This is a genomic window from Camelimonas lactis (assembly GCF_004342915.1).
Classification (GTDB): Bacteria; Pseudomonadota; Alphaproteobacteria; order Rhizobiales; family Beijerinckiaceae; genus Camelimonas; species Camelimonas lactis.
Genome location: NZ_SLWL01000005.1, coordinates 161,730 through 181,428, shown reverse-complemented (window position 1 = coordinate 181,428; position 19,699 = coordinate 161,730). Strand labels below are relative to the sequence as shown.

General features: G+C 66.9%; 22 protein-coding genes. 9 read left to right on the top strand and 13 right to left on the bottom strand.

The features are described 5' to 3' along the window. Nucleotides 1-15 precede the first annotated feature (15 nt). The 3 genes from EV666_RS08155 to EV666_RS08145 all read right to left on the bottom strand — a co-directional run bounded on the left by EV666_RS08155 (nt 16) and on the right by EV666_RS08145 (nt 2,478). A complete protein-coding gene (locus EV666_RS08155; RefSeq protein WP_132005844.1) occupies nt 16-1,269 on the bottom strand; it encodes a cytochrome P450 in 1,254 nt (417 codons plus the stop codon). Nucleotides 1,270-1,419: 150 nt separating this feature from the next. Beyond that, nucleotides 1,420-1,740, bottom strand: coding sequence for a 2Fe-2S iron-sulfur cluster-binding protein (locus EV666_RS08150; RefSeq protein WP_132005841.1), 321 nt, complete (start codon nt 1,738-1,740; stop codon nt 1,420-1,422). Between the two features lie 75 nt (nt 1,741-1,815). Continuing rightward, nucleotides 1,816-2,478, bottom strand: coding sequence for a TetR/AcrR family transcriptional regulator (locus EV666_RS08145; protein ID WP_132005838.1), 663 nt, complete (start codon nt 2,476-2,478; stop codon nt 1,816-1,818). 272 nt (nt 2,479-2,750) lie between these two features. On the opposite strand from EV666_RS08145, the gene EV666_RS08140 reads away from it, so the two are divergent. Further along, entirely contained in the window at nt 2,751-3,137 is a 387-nt protein-coding gene (locus tag EV666_RS08140) for a hypothetical protein (RefSeq protein WP_132005835.1), read from the top strand. A 152-nt stretch (nt 3,138-3,289) separates the two neighbouring features. Here EV666_RS08140 and EV666_RS08135 read toward each other — a convergent pair whose 3' ends face one another. Next, a complete protein-coding gene (locus EV666_RS08135; protein WP_342635655.1) occupies nt 3,290-3,574 on the bottom strand; it encodes a hypothetical protein in 285 nt (94 codons plus the stop codon). Continuing rightward, nucleotides 3,571-4,419: a pantoate--beta-alanine ligase gene (gene panC, locus EV666_RS08130; protein ID WP_132005832.1), complete on the bottom strand. Its 849-nt coding sequence runs from the start codon at nt 4,417-4,419 to the stop codon at nt 3,571-3,573. Before panC ends, EV666_RS08135 begins: the two co-directional genes overlap by 4 nt. A 249-nt stretch (nt 4,420-4,668) precedes the next feature. Between panC and EV666_RS08125 the strand changes: the two genes are divergently transcribed. Continuing rightward, nucleotides 4,669-5,385, top strand: a complete 717-nt coding sequence (locus tag EV666_RS08125) for a DnaJ domain-containing protein (protein ID WP_132005829.1) — start codon at nt 4,669-4,671, stop codon at nt 5,383-5,385. A gap of 361 nt (nt 5,386-5,746) precedes the next feature. On the opposite strand, the gene EV666_RS08120 is transcribed toward EV666_RS08125, so the two are convergent. Next, the gene (locus EV666_RS08120; RefSeq protein WP_132005826.1) at nt 5,747-7,231 is read right to left on the bottom strand and encodes a D-alanyl-D-alanine carboxypeptidase; all 1,485 of its coding nucleotides are present in this window, start codon (nt 7,229-7,231) and stop codon (nt 5,747-5,749) included. Between the two features lie 609 nt (nt 7,232-7,840). Between EV666_RS08120 and clpS the strand changes: the two genes are divergently transcribed. The 3 genes from clpS to EV666_RS08105 all read left to right on the top strand — a co-directional run bounded on the left by clpS (nt 7,841) and on the right by EV666_RS08105 (nt 11,237). Then, nucleotides 7,841-8,185: an ATP-dependent Clp protease adapter ClpS gene (clpS, locus tag EV666_RS08115; RefSeq protein WP_132005823.1), complete on the top strand. Its 345-nt coding sequence runs from the start codon at nt 7,841-7,843 to the stop codon at nt 8,183-8,185. Nucleotides 8,186-8,206: 21 nt separating this feature from the next. Continuing rightward, nucleotides 8,207-10,783: an ATP-dependent Clp protease ATP-binding subunit ClpA gene (gene clpA, locus EV666_RS08110; RefSeq protein ID WP_132005820.1), complete on the top strand. Its 2,577-nt coding sequence runs from the start codon at nt 8,207-8,209 to the stop codon at nt 10,781-10,783. 256 nt (nt 10,784-11,039) lie between these two features. Beyond that, entirely contained in the window at nt 11,040-11,237 is a 198-nt protein-coding gene (locus EV666_RS08105; RefSeq protein ID WP_132005817.1) for a hypothetical protein, read from the top strand. Nucleotides 11,238-11,531: 294 nt separating this feature from the next. Here EV666_RS08105 and EV666_RS08100 read toward each other — a convergent pair whose 3' ends face one another. From EV666_RS08100 to EV666_RS08090, 3 genes are all read right to left on the bottom strand, one after another. Beyond that, a complete protein-coding gene (locus EV666_RS08100) occupies nt 11,532-11,957 on the bottom strand; it encodes an HIT family protein (protein WP_132005814.1) in 426 nt (141 codons plus the stop codon). Between the two features lie 113 nt (nt 11,958-12,070). Next, entirely contained in the window at nt 12,071-13,267 is a 1,197-nt protein-coding gene (locus tag EV666_RS08095) for a GNAT family N-acetyltransferase (protein ID WP_132005811.1), read from the bottom strand. 5 nt (nt 13,268-13,272) lie between these two features. Beyond that, nucleotides 13,273-13,743 (bottom strand): RidA family protein, encoded by a 471-nt coding sequence (locus EV666_RS08090; protein ID WP_132005808.1) that lies wholly within the window; start codon nt 13,741-13,743, stop codon nt 13,273-13,275. 489 nt (nt 13,744-14,232) lie between these two features. Here EV666_RS08090 and EV666_RS08085 point away from each other — a divergent pair, with 489 nt between their 5' ends. Both EV666_RS08085 and EV666_RS08080 read left to right on the top strand, forming a co-directional pair. Then, nucleotides 14,233-15,144, top strand: a complete 912-nt coding sequence (locus EV666_RS08085) for a cell envelope integrity EipB family protein (RefSeq protein ID WP_132005805.1) — start codon at nt 14,233-14,235, stop codon at nt 15,142-15,144. Between the two features lie 155 nt (nt 15,145-15,299). Then, nucleotides 15,300-15,674, top strand: coding sequence for a hypothetical protein (locus EV666_RS08080; protein WP_132005802.1), 375 nt, complete (start codon nt 15,300-15,302; stop codon nt 15,672-15,674). 2 nt (nt 15,675-15,676) lie between these two features. On the opposite strand, the gene EV666_RS08075 is transcribed toward EV666_RS08080, so the two are convergent. Next, nucleotides 15,677-16,990, bottom strand: coding sequence for a DNA polymerase IV (locus tag EV666_RS08075; RefSeq protein WP_132005799.1), 1,314 nt, complete (start codon nt 16,988-16,990; stop codon nt 15,677-15,679). A 35-nt stretch (nt 16,991-17,025) separates the two neighbouring features. Next, complete coding sequence (locus tag EV666_RS08070; protein WP_132005796.1) at nt 17,026-17,346, bottom strand: DUF3572 domain-containing protein; 321 nt, start codon at nt 17,344-17,346, stop codon at nt 17,026-17,028. A gap of 178 nt (nt 17,347-17,524) precedes the next feature. Between EV666_RS08070 and EV666_RS08065 the strand changes: the two genes are divergently transcribed. Further along, nucleotides 17,525-17,896 carry a response regulator gene (locus tag EV666_RS08065; RefSeq protein WP_132005793.1) on the top strand — a complete coding sequence of 124 codons (372 nt, stop codon included), beginning with the start codon at nt 17,525-17,527 and terminating at the stop codon, nt 17,894-17,896. A 233-nt stretch (nt 17,897-18,129) separates the two neighbouring features. Here the strand turns inward: EV666_RS08065 and EV666_RS08060 are convergent, their stop codons facing one another. Then, a complete protein-coding gene (locus EV666_RS08060) occupies nt 18,130-18,555 on the bottom strand; it encodes a lysozyme inhibitor LprI family protein (RefSeq protein WP_165909933.1) in 426 nt (141 codons plus the stop codon). 212 nt (nt 18,556-18,767) lie between these two features. Here EV666_RS08060 and EV666_RS08055 point away from each other — a divergent pair, with 212 nt between their 5' ends. Continuing rightward, complete coding sequence (locus EV666_RS08055) at nt 18,768-18,983, top strand: hypothetical protein (protein ID WP_132005787.1); 216 nt, start codon at nt 18,768-18,770, stop codon at nt 18,981-18,983. Nucleotides 18,984-19,168: 185 nt separating this feature from the next. On the opposite strand, the gene EV666_RS08050 is transcribed toward EV666_RS08055, so the two are convergent. Then, complete coding sequence (locus tag EV666_RS08050) at nt 19,169-19,525, bottom strand: YARHG domain-containing protein (protein WP_376885822.1); 357 nt, start codon at nt 19,523-19,525, stop codon at nt 19,169-19,171. Nucleotides 19,526-19,699: the final 174 nt, after the last annotated feature.

The window sequence follows — 19,699 nt, the reverse complement described above, 5'->3', positions numbered from 1 at the left end:
CGCCGGGCGGCCGGATCAGGGTATAACGCGCACGGGAAGTTCGGTGTAGCCGCGAATGAAGGCGGAGAAGACCCGCTTCGGCGGCCCGACAACCTCAACCTTGCTGAAGCGTTGCAGGATTTCCTCCCACAGGATGCGCAGTTGCAGTTCGGCCAGGCGGTTGCCGACGCAGCGGTGAATGCCAAAGCCGAATGACAGGTGCTGGCGCGGCCGGGCCCGGTCGATGATGAACTGGTCCGGATTGTCGATGGCCGCGCTGTCGCGGTTGCCGGAGACGTACCACATGGCGAGTTTGTCGCCCTTGCGGATCGTCTGGCCGTGCATCTCGAAATCTTCCAGCGCCGTGCGCCGCATGTAGGCCAGCGGCGTCTGGTAGCGGATGATCTCCGACACCATGGGCTCGACCAGCGCCGGATTGGCGCGCAGCCTGGCGTATTCGTCGGGGTTCTGGTTGAGGAAGCAGACGCCGCCGGTCATGGAATTGCGCGTGGTGTCGTTGCCGCCGACGATCAGCAGCACCAGGTTGCCGAGGTACTCACGCGGGCTCATGTTGCGGGTCGCTGGCCCGTGCGCCAGCATGGAAACCAGGTCAGACCCGGGCTCCGCGTTGACCCGCTCGTTCCAGAGCCGGGTGAAATAGGCGAGGCATTCCGCCAGGATGCGCTCGCGGGTTTCTTCGGAGTCCACATGGCCGCCGCCCAGGGTGTTGGCGGTGGCGCTGTCCGACCAGTAGGTGAGCAGCGCCCGGTCATCGAAGGGGAAGTCGAACAGGGTCGCCAGCATCATGTTGGTGAGGTCGATGGAAACCTTCTCGACCCAGTTGAAGGTTTCATTGCGCGGCAGGGCGTCCAGCACCCGCTGCGTCCGCTGCCGGATCAGCTTCTCCATGTTTTCGAGGTTTTGCGGCGACACGATCGGCTGCACCACCTTGCGCTGCTCGTCGTGCTTCGGCTGGTCCATGGCGATGAACATGGGCAACTCTTCGCGCTGGTCCATCAGCGTGATGCCGCCAAAGGTGGAGGAGGAGGAAAACACCTTGGTGTTCACCTCGGTCGCCATGATGTCCTTGTAACGGGTCAGGGACCAGTACGGCCCGATGATCCTGTCCTCGCAGTAGTGAAGCGGCGCCTCCTCGCGCAGCCGGCTGAAATAGGGCCGCCAGACATCCATCTCCATGTATTTGGGGTTGGCGGGGCTAAACTCTTCCAGCGGAATGGTCCGGGCCCGTTCGGCGTGCTCGGCGATGAAAGGATTGTGGAAGGGGTCCATGGTGTTCCTCCAGCCTTGAGCTTTTCCGCTCCGGTAGCCGGACCAGCGCCCGGCGTTGTCTGTCGCTACATGCTGTTTCCGGGTCTCTTCTGTCTGGCGCGCCGGCTTGTCCGCTGCTTGCCGCCAGCCTGGTCGCGGCGCCCGCCGGGGTCAGTGCTGGGCGACGGGCGTTTCCACGACGATGCCGTCAAGCGCGCTGGTCAGGATGATCTGGCAGGCGAGGCGCGAGTTGGGCTGCGCCGTGGCGGCGAACGACAGCATGCTGGTTTCCAGCTCGGTGGGTTCGCCGCATTTGTCGAGCCAGGCGTCATCCACGAAAACATGGCAGGTGGCGCAGGCGCACTCGCCGCCACAATCGGCGTCGATGCCAGGCACGTCATTGAGAACGGCCACCCGCATCAGGTTTTCGCCCTCGGCGCCTTCAACGGTGCGGCTCTCGCCGGCGTGGTCAATAAAAGTGGCGCGCGGCATTGCTTTCTCCTGGCATTGTTTTCCTCCGTTGACGGGGCGGAGCCAGCCGGGCCGGCTGGCGTTTCGCCCCCGTGTTCATGATGCGGCGTCTGGCGCGCCGGCGGTGATTTCTCCGGGCTCCACCATCTCTGCCGGCGCGGACGCGCGCACGGCGGCCGGGTCGATGACCAGGCGCATGACGCCATCGATAAGCGCGCCGGGATCCGCATCACCGACGTGGCCGCGGAATATCGGGTCGTGGAGCAGGGCGGCGAGGCCGCGCACGGCCGCCAGGCCGAAAATCATGGCGTGCAGGGCGGGGGCGTCCTGGCGCCATCCGGCCGCCTGGGCGGCGTGGGTGGCCCGCAGCAGCGCCTCCATGCGCTTGCCGTAGGCTTCCTTCAGGGCGTCATCGGCTTGCGCCGCGACCTCCGGGTGGCGTCCGCTGCGGTAATAGGCGGGGTGTTCAAGGCTGAAGCGCACATAAGCACGGCCGAGCGCGGCGAGATGCTCCAGCGGATCGGCGTCCGGCTGGTTGCCGGCGGCGAAGGTATAGCGCCCGAGCGCCTCGTGGCCTTCCGTCGCGAGGGTGCGCAGCAGATCAACCTTGTCGCGGAAGTGGCGGGACGGCGCGGCGTGCGATACGCCCAGGTCCTGGGCCAGGCCACGCAGGCTGAGGCCCTCGACGCCCTGCTCCGCGATGACGGCGGCGGCGCGCTCAAGCAGCGCCTTGCGAAGGTTGCCATGATGATAGGTCATGGTCGCGCCCGATGTAGTCAATGACTACATTGAGAATGGCGAAACTTTCCGACCGGTCAACCGCTACCTTGGAATGATATCAAAAATCACACATGTCTTGCCGGCGCCAGTTCGGGAGGGCCCGATGTCTGGCGCCGGGTGACATCCATTATTCTGAAATCAGGCCTGGCTCCCGGATTGACGCGCCCAGCGCATGACTGGAAAACGGTCTGGCTGGAAAAAACGTTCCGGGCGGCGGTTCTGGCTGAAGCCGGCTGGCGAGGGAGAGAGGCATGGGGAAGCAGGAGGCGGCGTTGTTTTCAGGGGCGGTCGCGGCCGAAGCCATGCAGGACCCGGCTGTCCGCCAGAAAACCGGCCGGCCGGACGCGGCGCCGCGCGCCAGGGTATGGGCGGGCGTGGCGGCGCTGGCGCTGGGGGCGGTCTTTTGCGTCGGGCTGGCGGGGCCGCTGGCCGCCGGTGAGCGGCCGCCGGTGAAGAAGCGCAATCCGGCTCAGGTACGGCAGGAATTGCGCGAACCGCGACTGGACGCCAAAGCCCTTGCCGACCGGATTGACCGGCGTGAGCCCGCCCGGAGCGGCAAGGGCGTCATGCGTTTTGGCGACACCGAAATCCGCGTCGGCGGCCGCGCCAGTGTTGGTTACGGCTATTCGGGGCGCTGACGGGCTCCGGCATCGCGACGCCAGCGGGACTGGAGCGCGGGCGCCGCTTCCCGGGCGACGCCGGTGAATTACGCCGCGCAGGCGGCGTTTCGCCTTGCTGGGCGGGCCCGCTGGCCTGGCGAGAGGCGAGCGCGGCTTGCATCCGGAACAGGCTAGCGAACGCGCTGGAGATGACAGACCCTGACCTGGCCGCCGCGTCCATCAGCCTTCCAGACGCAGCCTTCGCGGCGCGGCTTGCGATCATACAGATAGATGCGCCCGCGCCGTTTGGCGTCGAAGGTCTGGTGGGAAAAATCATGGCCGCCGATGCGGACGTTATTGCCAAACCGCACTTCGGCGGCAGCCGGAAACGCGAAACCGCCGAGCATCGCCAGCGCCAGCGCGGCGATGGCGCCGTTGAAGCGGGGCCGGGGCCGGGGCCTGGTCGTCGCGCTCATACGCCGATATTGTCGATCAGACGGGTCGTCCCGAGCCGCGCCGCCACCAGCAGGCGCAGGGGACCGTCGGCGATGCTGTTGACCTCCGCCAGCGTCACCGCGTGGCGGGCCACCAGATAATCGACCTTGAAGCCTTCCGACTCCAGCGTCTTCACGCCGTCCGCCATCACCGGGGCCGTGGCCGCGCCGGTGCGCAGCCGTTCGGCGCAGACACTGAGCACGCGGGCGATGGCGGGCGCCACGGCGCGGTCTTCCGGCGACAGGTAACGGTTGCGCGAGGAGAGGGCGAGGCCGTCCGCCTCGCGCCGGGTGGGCGCGCCGATGATCTCAACCGGAATGTTCAGGTCGCGCGCCAGCTGGTTGATGACCTGGAGCTGCTGGTAGTCCTTCTCGCCGAACACGGCGACGTCCGCGCCGATTTGCAGCAGCAGCTTGGCGACGACCGTGGCCACGCCGTCGAAATGGCCGGGGCGGTGGGCGTCGTCCAGCCCGGCCTGGGCCGGGCCGCCGATGCTGATGCTCGTGGCGAAGCCATCCGGATACATGGCGGCCACGTCAGGGGTCCACGCCAGGTCCGCGCCCACGGTTTCCAGCAGGGCCAGGTCCTCGGGCAGGGTGCGGGGGTAACGGGAGAAATCTTCGTTGGGGCCGAACTGTTTCGGATTGACGAAAATCGAGACGATCACCTTGTCCGCATGCTGTTGCGCAAGCCGCACCAGCGACAGGTGGCCATCGTGCAGGGCGCCCATCGTCGGGGTCAGGGCGATGCGGGCGCCGTCACGGCGCCACTGCGCGACCTTCTCCCGCAGTTGCCCCACCGTGGTCGCCGTTTCAACGCTGCTCATGTGCTGGCTCCGTGTTCTGCGTCGTGGCCGATGGCGGACCTATCGCGCATGCGCGCCGCTGGCAATGTTCGGACGCAATGATATGCGGGAATGTATGGCGATGGCAGGACATGACGCGCCGCCAGCCGCAACGCCGGCCCGGATGCGCATCAGGCGTGATTGCGGTAGAGGATTTCGGGTGAAGTTGCGGGGCGTGAGATCCGCGCGCCGCGGAACGGTGGGGAACGGAACGGTGGGGAACTTGAGCGCATGGCGCTGATCGCTGGTCTGGTTGCCGTCGCGGCGCTGTGGTGGCTGCTCACGAACTATCGCAACGCCGATATGGCGAAGCTGGCCCCCCTGCTGCGCAAGGCGGGCGGAATCGCGGCGTTCATTGTCGCCGGCGTGCTGTTGTTGCGGGGCCGGATCGACATGGCGCTGCTGGCGGCGGGCGCCGGGGCCTGGGCCTACGGCGAATTGCCGTTCCGGCTGCCGTTCAATCTGCCATTCCAGAAAGGCGCGGCAAGCGGGCGGGTGTCGCGGGCCCGCTCCGCGTTCATCGAGATGACCGTCGACCATGACAGCGGCGCTTTCGATGGACGGGTGATCGCCGGGCCGCGAGCGGGCGCCCGGCTTGGCGCGCTGGAACTGGGGGAGCTGATTGCGTTGCGCCGCGATTGCCTGGCGCGTGACCCGGATGGGGCGCGGCTGTTAGAGGCTTATCTCGACAGCCGGTTTCCCGCATGGCGTGAAAACGCTGATGGCGATGCTGACGCGCGGAGCGGTAACGGGCGTGCGGGCGCGGGAGCGATGACGGAAAAGGAGGCCTATGAGGTCCTGGGCCTTGCTCCGGGGGCCAGCGCCGAAGACATCCGGCGCGCCCACCGCACGCTGATGAAACGTCTGCACCCCGACCAGGGGGGCACGACGTGGCTGGCGGCGCGGGTCAATCAAGCCAAGGATATTCTGCTGGCCCGGCATCGCTAACTCCACCACGGTGTTTTCCGGCGAAGCGAAACGGGCCTCGCATCAGAAAATTGTTTCAACCAGAAACCTGGCGCGGTGCGCCAGGCGGGCGATCCGGGCATGTCCCAATGAAGCGCGCCTTTCCAGGCCATGCTTCGTACGCGGGATTGCCCAAAGGCATTGATCGGGGCGCGTTGGCCGGCGCGGCGGAAGCGTCCCGTATCGTTCGTGCATCGCTGGCGCTGTTTCGCTTCACGATGTTCCGGCGGAGCGCCGGGGAATTCAGGGCGCAGGTCGCCTGTCGCCCCGCCAACCTGTCGATGGCTCGCGGACCAGGGGGCGCCGCGTTGGGCGCCGTTGCGTCTGGAGATCGCCCCGTGGATCAGCCGCGTGTGGCGAAGCACTCGTAGCCGTTGTCCTTGAGGGAACGGCAGGCGTCCTGCGCGCTCTTGGGGCCGAAGCCCGAGAAGCGGGCCCGCCACAGGGTGGCCTTGCCGCGCACCACCTTTTCCGTGAACGGCGACGCGGATTTGAGGAATTCGCTGGAGCCGCGCGCCTCGGCCAGAAGCTGCCTGGCGGAGGCTTCGTCTTCCGTCGCGCCCAGCTGGATGACCCATGAACCACCCCGGGCGACAGGCGCCGCTTCCGGCTCTGGCGCGGCAGCCGCCTGAGGAGCCGGCTTGTTCGCTTTGGTCCTGATCAGACGGGCCAGACCACGGGAATCAAGCTCGCGCGGCGCGGCCGGCTCGGATTCCGGCGCGTAGGCGAGGCGGGTGACCGCCGCTGAATCCTGTTCGCTGCGCGGCGCCACCCAGCGGAAGGTGGAGGGCGTCGCGGTGTCCGAGGCGGACGCCGAGGCGACCACCGGCCGGACGCCGCGCGCCGGAAGGTCGGCGGGGCGCGGTTCGGGACGCGGCGCGGTGGCGGCGGCCACCCGCACGGCGGCCCCGGATTCGCCAACCGCCGGGGCAATGCGGGCGCCGGCGTAAGCCGTCGGCATATGCTCGGCCACCAGCGAGGCCATGATGCGATCGCGAATGGCGCCAGACCGGCCGCCGAGCACCACCGCCACGATGTGGCGGTTGTGGGCGCGCGCCGAGGTCATGAGGTTGAAGCCGGACATCCGCGTGTAACCGGTCTTGATGCCGTCAACGCCCTCCACGGCGCCAAGCAGCCGGTTGTGATTGCCGATAACCTGGTTGCCGAACTGGAAACTGCGCGTGGAGAAATAGCCGTAATACTGCGGGAATCGGTCTTGCACGGCGCGGGCCAGAACGCCGAGATCACGGGCGGTGGTGATCTGCCGCGCGTCCGGCAGGCCGGAGGCGTTGACATAAACCGTGCCGGTCATGCCGAGCGCCCGGGCCTTGCGCGTCATCATCTGGGCGAAGCGCGTCTCGGAGCCGGCGATGTTCTCGCCGATGGCCGAGGCAATGTCGTTGGCCGAACGGGTGACCAGCGCCTTGATGGCGTTCTCGACGCTGATCGAACCGCCGGGACGGACGCCCAGCTTCGACGGCGGCATCGAGGCGGCGTGCGCCGAAACCCGCAGCGGCGTGTCGAGGCGCATGCGGCCCTGCTCAAGCTGCTCGAACAGCATGTACAGGGTCATCACCTTGGTGAGGGAGGCGGGGTGGCGGCGGGCGTCGGGGTTTTTGGCGTAAAGGGTCTTGCCGGTCTTGGCGTCGACAACGATCGCCGCGAACGGCGGGTCGTAGACCTGCGAGGCGCCGCCATGGTGGCGGATGCGGTGCTTCCTGCGTGCTTCCGCGGGCGCGACGCTGACCGATGCGGTGACGGCGACGCCAAGCGCCACCGTCAGGATCCAGCGTACATTCCGTCGCGTTTTGCTGTGACCAGAGACCATGATCGTCTGTTCCGCTGTCGTCCGCTCGTCGCCAGGTCCGGCGCCGCATCTGCATGGGGTGCTGTGTTCGACATGAACCTGCCACGATCGCGGTTACCGGAGCGTTAAACGGCGGCCGCGCCGGCGCGGCGACCGGCGGGGCGGGACGGGGCGGGCCAGGCGCCCGGCAGGACGCCGCGGGCGCTGGAGCGACCCGGAGATTGTGGAAATATCGTTCAGGATCAAGGGCAGCGCGGCGGCGCGCTCCCGGGCGGGGGCGCTGGCTCCTTCCGGCGTCATCCGCGTCCCGCTGCGGGACGGGCTGTGGGTGTTAACCAGAACCACAAAATTCCCGCGCGCGTTCATCCGGTAACGTTCGTCCGTCGCTCCGGGAGCGCGCCGCGGCGTGAGGTTTGCCGGCCACGCGGCGGGGCGGCGGGGGGCGCGATGTGCTTTTCGTCGCAAAGGCCAGGGCGGGTGGGCTGGCGAAGCGGTCGCGGGAGGACTAGATTATGGACAGCGCGCTTCGGTCCGGTTCGCGGCGCACGGAAAGATCAGGCGAGACGACGCGCAACGATGTGGAAAAGACTGCTGGAGGAAGCGAAGGCCGGCGCTGTCCGGGAACGTTCGATGGGGACCCGGCGCGGAGGCGGCGGATCCGGCGATGGGCCTGACGACCGGCAAGGAGCGGGGGCGGCCCTGTTGACCCGTACGCGTCCGAAACGTCCGGACATGTACCGGGTTCTGCTTCTGAACGACGACTACACGCCGATGGAGTTTGTCGTTCAGGTGCTGGAGCAGTTCTTTAACAAGTCGCGCGAGGACGCGACCAGGATCATGTATCACGTGCATCAGACGGGAGTTGGGGTTTGCGGCGTTTACACCTTTGAAGTGGCCGAAACGAAAGTCGCCCAGGTCATGGATTTTTCGCGCCGCCACCAGCACCCGCTCCAGTGCGTGATGGAGAAAAACTGAACCGCGCATAAGGGGAAGCCGTTGCCGACATTCTCACGGAGCCTCGAACAAGCCCTGCATCGCGCGCTCGCCCTGGCGAATGAACGCCGGCACGAATATGCGACGCTTGAGCACCTGCTTCTCGCGCTGGTCGATGATCAGGACGCATCGGCGGTCATGCGCGCCTGCGGGGTCGATGTGGACGTCCTGCGCCGGACGCTGTCCGATTACGTCGACACCGAGCTCAGCAACCTCATCACCGATGGCAGCGAGGATTCCAAGCCGACGGCCGGGTTCCAGCGGGTGATCCAGCGCGCTGTCATCCATGTCCAGTCGTCCGGGCGGGAGGAGGTCACCGGCGCCAATGTGCTGGTGGCGATCTTCGCCGAACGCGAAAGTCACGCCGCGTACTTCCTGCAGGAGCAGGACATGACGCGGTATGACGCGGTGAACTACATCAGCCACGGCATCGCCAAGCGACCCGGCATGTCCGAGGCCAGGCCCACGCGCGGCGAGGAGGACAGCGAGCCACGCGCGGCGTCCTCCGACAACGACGACAGCGCCCGGAAGAAAAAAGGCGACGCCCTCGACGCCTATTGCGTCAACCTGAACAGGAAGGCGCGCGAGGGCCGCATCGATCCGCTGATCGGCCGGGCGCGCGAGGTGGAGCGCACCATTCAGGTGCTGTGCCGCCGCCAGAAGAACAACCCGTTGCTGGTGGGCGACCCCGGCGTGGGCAAGACCGCCATCGCCGAGGGCCTGGCGCGCAAGATCGTCGCCGGCGATGTGCCGGAGGTGCTGCGCGAGGCCACTGTCTATTCGCTCGACATGGGCGCGCTGCTGGCTGGCACCCGCTATCGCGGTGACTTCGAAGAGCGTCTCAAGCAGGTGATGAAGGAGATTGAGGCGCACCCCAACGCCATCATGTTCATCGATGAAATTCACACGGTGATCGGCGCGGGCGCTACCTCCGGCGGGGCGATGGACGCCTCCAACCTGCTGAAGCCGGCGCTGGCCTCCGGCACGTTGCGCTGCATCGGTTCGACCACCTACAAGGAGTACCGTCAGTACTTCGAGAAGGACCGGGCCCTGGTGCGCCGCTTCCAGAAGATCGACGTCACCGAGCCGACCGTTCCGGATTCAATTGAGATTCTCAAGGGGTTACGGCCGTATTTTGAAGAGTTTCATCATGTCCGTTACACCAATGACGCGGTGAAGGCGGCGGTGGAGCTGTCGGCCCGCTACATTCAGGACCGCAAGCTGCCGGACAAGGCGATCGACGTCATCGACGAAACCGGCGCGGCGCAGATGCTGCTGCCCGAGAGCAAGCGCCGCAAGGTGATCGGCGTGCGCGAGATCGAAACGACGGTCGCGACCATGGCGCGGATTCCGCCCAAATCGGTGTCGCGCGACGAGGCCGAGGTGCTGCGCCATCTCCAGGAAACCCTGGAGCGGGTGGTCTATGGTCAGGATGACGCCATCAGGGCGCTGTCGTCAGCGATCAAGCTGGCGCGGGCCGGCCTGCGCGACCCGGAAAAGCCCATTGGCTCCTATCTGTTCGCGGGCCCCACCGGCGTCGGCAAGACCGAGGTGGCGCGCCAGCTGGCGGCGTCGCTGGGGGTGGAGCTGATCCGCTTCGACATGTCGGAGTACATGGAGCGGCATACGGTGTCCCGGTTGATCGGCGCGCCGCCAGGTTATGTGGGGTTTGACCAGGGCGGCCTGTTGACCGACGGCGTCGACCAGAACCCCCATTGCGTGCTGCTGCTCGACGAGATCGAGAAGGCGCATCCGGACCTGTTCAACATCCTGTTGCAGGTGATGGATCACGGCAAACTCACCGACCACAACGGCAAGCAGGTCGACTTCCGCAACGTCATCATCATCATGACCACCAATGCGGGCGCCGCCGACATGGCCCGCGCCGCATTCGGGTTCACCCGCGCCCGGCGCGAGGGCGACGACCAGGAAGCCATCAACCGGCTGTTCACGCCGGAATTTCGCAACCGTCTCGACGCCATCATCTCGTTTGGTCATCTGCCGAAGGAGGTTGTGTCGAAGGTGGTCGACAAGTTCATCATGCAGCTGGAAGCCCAGCTTGCGGACCGCAAGGTGGCGATCGAGCTGTCGGATGGCGCGCGGGCCTGGCTGGTGGATCATGGCTATGACGACGCCATGGGCGCGCGGCCGATGGGCCGCCTGATCCAGACCGCCATCAAGACGCCGCTGGCGGATGAGGTGCTGTTTGGCCGGTTGAAGGACGGCGGCGCGGTGCGCGTCGTGGTGAAGCCAGGGGACGACGGCGGACCGGACGTTCTCGGTTTCGAATACCCGCCGCTCAAGCCGGAGCCGCGCAAGGAGCCCGAACAGGAAGTCCAGCCGGAAACGGTGGCGGAGGAGGTGGCGGCCGCAAGCGCCACCGAGCCTGGCGACGACGGCGCGTCCCCGGATAGCGGCGGTGATGACGGTGGTTCGGCGCCAGCCCCGCGCCGCGGCGCCGCGCGCGCCGCCAGGGTCAGCGGCGCGGCTGCCGGCGACAGCAAGGCGGCCGCGCCGCGCCGGCGGGGCCGTGTCGGCTCCAGGGGAACAAAGGCGACGCCGAAGAAGGATGGCGACTGAGCAGGATGCGGCGCTGGCGTAACGCCGGCGCCGACGCCCGGTTTCGGGGCGGGACGTCGCTCCCTTGCGTGAAGTTTTTTGCAGCTTGCATGCGCCAGCCTCTTCCATTTGCCGTCAACCTGCTCCAGGCATGGCGGATGCGAACGGTCGCGCCCTTGCCGTGACCGGTTGGCTTTTGTTGTTTGGCAGGAGGCGTGCTCCACCGTTCAGACTGCGGTCGTGAACGTTACGCTTCGTGTGCAGATCTGTCGGGGGAATGATGGGCGCCTGGAATGAAGCGCGTCGCGAGCGCCGTCGCAGACGCAAGCGGTTCGAAGAAATCCTCGGCTGGATCGTGGCGCCGCCGCTGCTGATCGGCGTCTGGCTGGCCGGAACCTATCTCTACACAGCTTTCGAGGAGCCGATCGGCCAGGTCATCCAGGCGGTGCAGACGATCCTCAACAAATATCATTGACGCGGCCGCGAGCCAGGCGACGGGCCCTGGACTTCGCAGGTCTTATCAGGGCCGCCCTGGCCGCAAGTGTGTCGCAGACATGCAGTCCTGCGTCGGGAATCTGGCGTAAGACATTAATTTAACAGGGTATTTGTTGATTGCTGTGGCCAGGCGGGATGCGCGCCGGGCCATGATGCGCAGGAAAACGCAGAACCTGCGCAAGGCGCATCTTCCCGTGGGAGGGCTGGCGCTTCAGGAGCACGGGGGACGCGCGGCATCCCGCCAGTCAACGCCGCCCGGCCGTCAGGGGCCCTGTCAGCCGTCGAGGGCCTTGCGCAGTTGCGCGGCCTGGGCGGCGAGCAGGTCGGGCTTGGCCACCTCCTGGGCGGCGGGGCGCAGCGGCACGCCGTTCCAGCGCGGCAACACGTGGAAGTGGGTGTGGAACACCACCTGGCCGCCGGCCGCTTCATTGGCCTGCAGGATGGTAATGCCATCGGCCTTGAATGTCTCACGCGCCGCCAGCGCCACCTTCTTGATGGTGCGGGCCACGGCGGCGAGGTCTTCCGGCTCCATGTCCAGAATGTTGCGGGACGGCGCCTTGGGAATCACCAGCACATGGCCATCGGCGCGCGGCATGATGTCCATGAAGGCGTAGGTCAGTTCATCCTCATAGACCTTGTGGCTGGGCAGTTGCCCCTTGAGGATTGCCGCGAAAATGTTCTTGGGATCGTAAGCCGCCATGATGCCCCCAGCAGAAGCGCTCCCGCGTTCATGGCGGGCGCTCCAGGTCGTTGGCTGGCAGATGTGGCAAGCATCGCAGGCCCGGTCAAGCGTATCCGGCTTTTCCGCCGGTTTCAGTCGCCGTGGCGGAAGGGCAGCATGCTCTCCAGTTCCGCCTTTGCGGCGTCCACATAACGGCCTTCACGCTCCAGGAATTCGGCGATCGCCCGCTTCAGACCCGGATGGGCGATGTCGTGGGCAGAGAAGGTGGCGACCGGCCGGTAGCCGCGCGCCAGCTTGTGTTCGCCCTGGGCGCCAGCCTCCACGCGGGCAAGGCCGTGGCTGATGGCGTAATCGATGGCCTGGTAATAGCAGACCTCGAAATGCAGGAAGGGATGGTCCTCGATGCAACCCCAGTGGCGGCCATAGATGGCGTCCGGGCCAAGGAAATTGATGGCCCCGGCGATATAGCGGCCGTCGCGGCGCGCCATCACCAGCAACACCCTGTCGGCCATGCTGGCGGCGATGCGGCGGTAGAAATCCCGCGTGAGGTAGGGACGGCCCCATTTGCGCGACCCGGTGTCCTGGTAAAAGGTGAAAAAGGCCTCCCAGGCATCGGCCGTAATGTCGGCGCCGGTGAGCTGGACGATGGTGACGCCGTCCGCCAGGGCGTCGCGCCGTTCTCGGCGGATCGCCTTGCGCTTGCGCGCCGCCAGACCGCCGAGAAAATCGTCGAAGCTGGCGTACCCCTCATTGAACCAGTGAAACTGCTGATCGCGGCGCAACAAAAAGCCGTTATCGCCGAGCAGGCGCCATTCGTCATGCAACGGAAAGGTGACGTGGACGGATGAGGCCCCCGTCTGGCGTCGCAGGGCCACAAGACCTTTTATCAACGCGGATCGCGCAGCGGGGGCGTGTGTCCCTGGGCGCGCCAGCAGGCGCGGGCCGGTCACCGGCGTGAATGGCGCGCACACCTGCAATTTGGGGTAATAGGCGCCGCCGGCCCGCTCGAACGCATCGGCCCAGCCGTGATCGAAGACATATTCGCCCTGTGAATGGGATTTGAGATAGCAGGGCGCGGCCGCCAGCAGGCTCTGCCCGGCTCCTTCCACCACCAGGTGCAACGGCAGCCAGCCGGTTTCTGCGCTGGCGGAGCCGGATTGCTCCAGCGCATTGAGAAAGGCGTGACTGACGAAGGGATTATCGCCGCCGGCGCAGGCATCCCACGCCGCCGCGTCAATATCCGCCATGGCGGAGGCGACGCGCACCGTGAAGTCGCCGCCGCCGGCGCCGCCGGTCGCTTTCCCGTGTTCCGCTGGCGGTTGGACCATGACAGTCACCGGACCTCGAACATGCCCTCGACCTCCACCACGGCGGACAGCGGCAGCGACGCCACGCCGACGGTGGAGCGGGCGTGCCGGCCGGCGTCGCCAAGCGCTTCCACCATGAAATCGGAGGCGCCGTTCATGACGCCGGCCAGGGCGTCGAAGTCTGGCGCGGCGTTGATAAAGCCGCCGAGGCGCAGGCAGCGCAAAGTCCGGTCGAGGTCGCCGATGCAGGCGCGCAATTGGGCCAGTACGTTAATGGCGCACAGGCGCGCCGCGCTGGCGGCGTCGGCCGCGCTGACGCCGGCGCCGACGCGGCCCACATGTTGCGGGGCAATCTTGCCTTCGGGCCCAAGGCAAAGCTGGCCTGAAATAATGACAAGCGATCCGGCGCGAACAAAGGGCGTGTAATTGGCGATAGGCGCCGCCGGCGCCGGCAGGGTAACGCCGAGCGCCGCAAGACGCTGTTCAACCTTGCTCATGGTCATCTGAAACTCGCTCCATCGGTCACCGGTCCTTTGCCCGGCCTGACGCCTGATCACCATGCGGGCGCGGCTTGCACGCCCCGGGGGCAAGGCGCCGTTTCGGGGGCGCCGAAGCCTGGCGCGGCGGGATCTGGCGGCATGAATCCAGATTATGCCCGGTTTGTATGATTTGCCGTATCGTCAGCTGGTCCGCGCCTGCAGAAGAGCGGGGGCTGGCCGGCGCCGATCCGGTTCTGGCGCCGGGGGGCTTCGGGCGCGCCGGATGTCAGTTTGCGTCAGGAAAACACGTCAGATCAATGGCTGGAGCACGAATCCGCTTCCATATGAACGGGTCCTTGCGCCAGCCTCGCCAGGTGAACGGTTTCCCGCCTTCCGCGCCAGGGGTATACGGGCGCAGGGGCTGCGTTCGACGCAAGGGCCCGGCCCGGGAGACGGGCGCAGGGGACAGTGCGGTCCGGTTCTGGCCATGCCTATCATGGAGCATTCATGAGCACGAAACACGTTGCGGCCATCTCCTCGCGCGCCGCCCGGGCGCCCGGCGTCAGGGCGACCGGTCTGGGATTGCTGGTCCTGGCGCTGGCCGGAAGCGGCGCCTTTGCCGCCGCGCCAGCTGGCGGCGGGGCTCCCATGCCGCTGGCGCCGCATCGGGCTGTTTATGATCTTACCCTCGCCGACAGCAGCGGCAGCCGCGCTGTCACCGGCGTCAGCGGCCGCATTGCCTATGAGTTCTCTGGCGACGCCTGCGCCGGCTACAGCCTGGATTTCCGCCAGCTGGCGATTCTGGAGCGTCAGGAAGGGGAGGCCCAGCAGATCGACATCCGCTCCGCCACCCACGAGGACGCCGATGGCTCCAGCTTCCGTTTCCGCCAGGATACGGCGCGCGGCGATGCGGACGAGCGGGTGCAGGGCGTGGCGAAGCGCAATGGCGCGGCCGACGACGCCGGCATTTCCGTCAACCTGACCAGGCCCGAGCGCAAGACTTTCGAGGCGGCCGGGCCGATCGCCTTTCCCTCGGGGCACCTGCAACGCATCATCGCCGCGGCGCGGGCCGGCGAAAGCACGCTGGCTGTGAAGCTGTATGACGCGGCGGAGGATGGGGCCAAGGTGTTCGACACCTTCGTCGTCATCGGCAAAAAGGCGCCCGCTTCGCCAGACCGGCCGATTGAGGCCGCGGCGCGCAAGGCCGGTCTGGACAAGGTGGACCGCTGGCCGGTCAGCGTGTCCTACTACACGCCCGGTAGTGGCGAACGCACGCCGATCTACGCCATCGCCTTCGATCTTTATGAGAACGGCGTCAGCGGCTCCATGCGCATGAACTACGGCGATTTTTCCATCCGCGGCGAATTGCGCGACCTGGAGCAGCGTGGGACCGGCGCCTGCGCCAATGGCAGGAAGTAGGGGACGGGCCTGGATGACGGCGTTTCGTCAGACGCCGTCGTCGGTTCCGGGAAAAGCGGCCACGCGCCAGCGCGGGGAATGATGCGAAGGGGGCAGGCTCCATTCGACGCCAGGGGATCCTCGTTCAGGAAATTTTCATTCGGGGGAGGCCGTTCTTGGGGGGGCAGATCAGCAAGCCATGCAACGCACTATACGCGGGCGCATCGCTCAATGCGCAAGGCGCCGCCTTTGCGACGGCGCCGGCCGTGGACCGGATGCGCAGGCGCATGGGCGGCCTGTGGGTTGGCGGCCGCCTCCATATCGACAACGCGGCCATCGGTTTTGAAGCCAACGGCCTGAACCGGATGTTGCAGGAGAATATCGCGCCTGTCCGCATTCCTCTCTCCAGCATTGACGCGGTGGAGCTGGAAGGCGGCTGGGTGACGAAGATCGTCGCCGTAAGCCACCAGGGCGGCGTTTTCCGCTTCAGATGTTTTGGGGCGCGGGCGGTGGCGGAGGCCCTGCGCGCCGCGCTTGCCTCGAAACCCTGACCTCAGGGCCGCTTGTGGCGCAGGCTGATGCCGCGAAACACCGCCTTGTCGCCAAAGCGGCTGCGCAGGGCGTCGATGGCGTGCTCGGCGCTGGCGTCGCGGCGCGCCGTCTGGTCGGCGAGGTCGCCCTGGTCCGCATCCTCGCCCGGTTTCAGATCGCTGGCGCCAACGCCGAGCAGCCGCCATGCCTGGCGTCCGCGATGGGCGGCGCATTCCTGTTGCAGCAGGGCATGGGCCGGCTCGTACAACCGCCGGGCAAGCTGGGTGGGCGGAAAGCCGGCGCGGGTGCGGGTGACGAGGCGGAAGTCGGCGGTTTTCAGCTTCAGCGTGACGCCGGCCGTGGCCAGGTTCGCTGCCTTCAGGCGGCTGGACACCTTCTCACACAGCCGCCAGAGCAACGGCTCAAGGGAGGTGAGATCGGCGATGTCCTCCTCCAGCGTGGTTTCCGCCGAGATGGATTTGGTGGGGCGCTCCGGCGTCACCTTGCGATGGTCGACCCCGTGCGCGAGCTGGGAGAGGCGCAGGCCTTCCTTGCCGAACAGGCTGGCGAGGGTTGCCGGCGAGGCGGCGCGCAGGTCCGAGATCAGCCGATAACCCCGGCTTTCCAGGTTTTTGCGCGCCACGGCCCCGACGCCGTGGATCAGGGATACGGGTTTTGGCCCAAGAAACGCCACCGCCTCGGCCTGACCGATGACCGAGAAGCCGCGCGGCTTGTCCAGATCTGACGCCACCTTGGCGAGAAACTTGTTGTAGGACAGGCCAACGGAGACGGTGACGCCGACCTCCGTCTCGATGCGTTGCGCCAGCCGGGCCAGGCTTTCCGCCGGCGAGCCATGGTGCAGCCGTTCGGTGCCGGCGAGGTCCAGAAACGCTTCGTCGATGGACAGGGGCTCCACCAGCGGCGTCAACTCGCGCATCATGGCGCGGATTTGCCGGCCAACGGCGACGTAGCGGGCCATGTCGGGGCGGATCACCACCGCGTCGGGGCACAGCTTCAACGCCTGGAACATCGGCATGGCCGAACGCACGCCCGACATGCGCGCCACATAGCAGGCGGTGGAGACGACGCCGCGCTTGCCGCCGCCAATGATCACCGGCTGGTCGGCCAGCTCTGGCCGGTCGCGTTTCTCCACCGAGGCGTAAAACGCGTCACAGTCGATATGGGCGATGGTCAGCTGGTCCAGTTCCGGGTGCGTAACGACGCGCGGACCGCCGCAGGCGCGGCAACGCCAGCGGCGTCCCGGCGGGGGCGGCGGCGGCGTGCGGCCAAGGCAATCGCGGCAAAGCCCGAATGAAGCTATCGACTGGTGCGGCATGGGCGCATGATAACCGGTGGCGGGCAATGGTCCGGCTACGCGTCCACCGGCCGCTGGCCGGCGTCAGGCATCAGCTTGCGGCAGGCCGGGGCGATGCTGGCCGGATCGACGCCGGCGCTGGCGGCGAAGGCCATCACCATCATCTCATCCTGCAACAGGTGCTCCAGCACCGCGATCAGGAAATCCGGCTTGCCGGCGGCGGCCCGCAGCCCGTCGACCGTCAGGCCGGACAGGGCGAGAAAATCGCCAAGCCGCTCTTCATCTTCGGCCAGAAAACCCAAGGCCTGGATGGCGAGGGCGGCGGGGTCTGGGGCGCCGCGTTTCTGGACCGTGTCTTTTTCGCGCGGAATCAGCATTGTTTGTCTTTCGTTCAGGGTTGAGACCATAGGTTGACGGTGGCCGGGCGTCACTTTGACCAGGCGTCGCTTCGGCCAGGCGTCACTTTGGCCAGGCGTTACTTTGGCCAGGCGTTACTTCGGCCGGGCTTAACCCTGGCCACTTCCGTTCCAGGAACCTCACATTGGATCGTCGCGGATGAGCAAGACCATACTCATTGTCGAGGATAATGAGCTGAACATGAAGCTCTTTGGCGATCTGCTGGAGGCGCATGGCTACCAGACGCTGAAGACCGCCCAGGGCTCCGAGGCCCTGGAGCTGGCGCGCGCCCACAAGCCGGATCTCATTTTGATGGACATCCAGTTGCCGGACGTTTCCGGGCTGGAGGTGACGCGCTGGATCAAGGAAGATCCGGCGTTGAAGCACATCCCTGTCATCGCCGTCACCGCCTTCGCGATGAAGGGGGATGAGGAGCGAATCCGCGAAGGCGGCTGCGAGGGCTATCTGTCCAAGCCGATCTCTGTCGGCAAGTTCCTCGAGGCGGTGCAGAATTACGCCGGGCCAGCCTGAGGCAAGCGTGACCGGGAAGCGCAGGTTCGCGATTCGCCATTGCAATCCGCGCGCGGCGCGTTAGGGTGTGGACAAGCGTGACAGGCGGCGGGACGCTCGCTGCCCCATGCACGGAACAGCCCGGCGATGCTCAGGTCCGCCGCATCTCCTGGACGTCACGGGCTCAGGCCGGGACGGAAGCGATGAGCCTTTGGCCCGCTTTCTCCCGGCCGCTCTTTTTCCAGCAGCTGATTTCAGTTCGATGTGTAGCGCCGGGTCAGTTCACTGGCCCGTTGCAGCGTCAGGCTGAGCACGCAGGCCTGCTGCGCCGGCGTGGCGCCGCTGCCGTTGCTCCATTCAGCGGCGATCAGCTCAAACTTGCAGTTGGCGTCGCGGAACGCCAGCCACGCCCGTTGCGACGCCAGCAGATTGTCCCGCCACGCCGCCCGGTCGGCGGCGCCAAGGCTGGCGTTGTTTTCGACGGTGGCCAGCGCCTTGCGCCAGGCGTCGTTGAGCGCCGCGTCAGCCCGGGGCAGCGCTTTTGCCAGGCAGGCCTGCAATTCGCCGCCGCCAAAACGGTCGCAGGAGGTTGCGGGCGCCCATTGCGCCGCCGCTGCGGAAATCCCTCCGGCGGCCAGCAACATGGCCGCGATGACGCCTGATCCCTGTCTGATACGCATCGGTGTTCTCCCGTTCGCTGCTGACGACCGCGCGATGGCTTGCGACATTCTTCTCAGGTGGAAACCGGCGCGCAGCAAGTCGCGCAACAGATCAAGCGCCTGTCCTGACTTGTCCCCGGAAGCCCGTGATTATCGTAATTCACGGTTAACCGGCCCGTGGCGAAATGATGGCGCGAACGCTTCGATTCGCGCGTATCACCCGGATGAGTATCATGGGCAATGTCGTACAGTTCCGCATGCGGCCGCGGTTCGAAAATCCTGTCATCGACAACGACGAGGACATCGACCTGATGACGGCGCTCGACGTGGCGATCCGCGACTTACGCGACATCGCCGGAATGTGCGACAGGCCCGAGGCCCGCGAACAGGCCAATGCCTGCCTGAGCATGCTGGAGCGGGCCTATGCGGAGGCCGCCCAGGCCTGGTAGGCGCGCGGACTGGGCATTTTCTCGAAAAGTGGACGCCACTTGTCGTCAGGAAACTGCTCCAGTTTTTTCTGGCGAACTCCGATCGATCAGCCGATTCCGGCTGATCGACAAGCGTTAGACCAAAACTTGGAGCGCCGCTGGTGAACCGGATTTCACCGGCCCCCTGCGCCCCGGCTGGCAGCCGCTCAGGGCGCGCAGCCAAGGCGACGCTCGGCGGCGCGGATGTCGTTAATGCGCAGCCGCTGCCGGTGACTGAGCGGCACATCGGCCTCGCTGTCATACTGGCAACCGGCGTTGCCGAAGGTCGCGATGGCGCGCCGGGTTTTGAAGCAATAGCCGGCGCCCTTGTAAATTTCGTTCCGCTCCTCCCAGAGATCGGCGCAGGCGCCGGCCTGAACGCGCAACGCTGGCGGGCGCGCCGCCGCGGCGACGGCGGACGCCACGGCGGGGCCGTTTGCCGGGCCAGCCGACGCAGGCGCAGCCAGCGCCAGCAGGGCGGTCAGGCCCAGTCCCATTGCCGTCGATTTCACCTGCGTCGTCATCTGCCCCTCCGCGCCTGCTGCGTCGCCACGCCGGGAAAGGGCCCGAGCCATTCCCGCATCCGGCGACCGGTCTGTTGACTGGATAGCGCTTCAGCAGCCGGGCGGCGACTGGCCCCAACTTCAGGGCGTTCACAATCCGGCCATCGCCGGGCGAACGTTTCTGCGGCGGTTTCA

Coding starts and splice junctions, on each gene's coding strand:
- EV666_RS08135 (WP_342635655.1), bottom strand. CDS start 3,574: ATGAGCGCGACGACCAGGCCCCGGCCCCGGCCCCGCTTCAACGGCGCC.
- EV666_RS08120 (WP_132005826.1), bottom strand. CDS start 7,231: ATGGTCTCTGGTCACAGCAAAACGCGACGGAATGTACGCTGGATCCTG.
- EV666_RS08060 (WP_165909933.1), bottom strand. CDS start 18,555: ATGCGTATCAGACAGGGATCAGGCGTCATCGCGGCCATGTTGCTGGCC.
- EV666_RS08070 (WP_132005796.1), bottom strand. CDS start 17,346: ATGCTGATTCCGCGCGAAAAAGACACGGTCCAGAAACGCGGCGCCCCA.
- EV666_RS08090 (WP_132005808.1), bottom strand. CDS start 13,743: ATGAGCAAGGTTGAACAGCGTCTTGCGGCGCTCGGCGTTACCCTGCCG.
- EV666_RS08100 (WP_132005814.1), bottom strand. CDS start 11,957: ATGGCGGCTTACGATCCCAAGAACATTTTCGCGGCAATCCTCAAGGGG.
- EV666_RS08140 (WP_132005835.1), top strand. CDS start 2,751: ATGGGGAAGCAGGAGGCGGCGTTGTTTTCAGGGGCGGTCGCGGCCGAA.
- clpS (WP_132005823.1), top strand. CDS start 7,841: ATGGGGACCCGGCGCGGAGGCGGCGGATCCGGCGATGGGCCTGACGAC.
- EV666_RS08075 (WP_132005799.1), bottom strand. CDS start 16,990: ATGCCGCACCAGTCGATAGCTTCATTCGGGCTTTGCCGCGATTGCCTT.
- EV666_RS08085 (WP_132005805.1), top strand. CDS start 14,233: ATGAGCACGAAACACGTTGCGGCCATCTCCTCGCGCGCCGCCCGGGCG.
- EV666_RS08125 (WP_132005829.1), top strand. CDS start 4,669: ATGGCGCTGATCGCTGGTCTGGTTGCCGTCGCGGCGCTGTGGTGGCTG.
- EV666_RS08050 (WP_376885822.1), bottom strand. CDS start 19,525: ATGACGACGCAGGTGAAATCGACGGCAATGGGACTGGGCCTGACCGCC.
- EV666_RS08145 (WP_132005838.1), bottom strand. CDS start 2,478: ATGACCTATCATCATGGCAACCTTCGCAAGGCGCTGCTTGAGCGCGCC.
- EV666_RS08105 (WP_132005817.1), top strand. CDS start 11,040: ATGATGGGCGCCTGGAATGAAGCGCGTCGCGAGCGCCGTCGCAGACGC.
- EV666_RS08065 (WP_132005793.1), top strand. CDS start 17,525: ATGAGCAAGACCATACTCATTGTCGAGGATAATGAGCTGAACATGAAG.
- EV666_RS08095 (WP_132005811.1), bottom strand. CDS start 13,267: ATGGTCCAACCGCCAGCGGAACACGGGAAAGCGACCGGCGGCGCCGGC.
- EV666_RS08155 (WP_132005844.1), bottom strand. CDS start 1,269: ATGGACCCCTTCCACAATCCTTTCATCGCCGAGCACGCCGAACGGGCC.
- EV666_RS08055 (WP_132005787.1), top strand. CDS start 18,768: ATGGGCAATGTCGTACAGTTCCGCATGCGGCCGCGGTTCGAAAATCCT.
- panC (WP_132005832.1), bottom strand. CDS start 4,419: ATGAGCAGCGTTGAAACGGCGACCACGGTGGGGCAACTGCGGGAGAAG.
- EV666_RS08150 (WP_132005841.1), bottom strand. CDS start 1,740: ATGCCGCGCGCCACTTTTATTGACCACGCCGGCGAGAGCCGCACCGTT.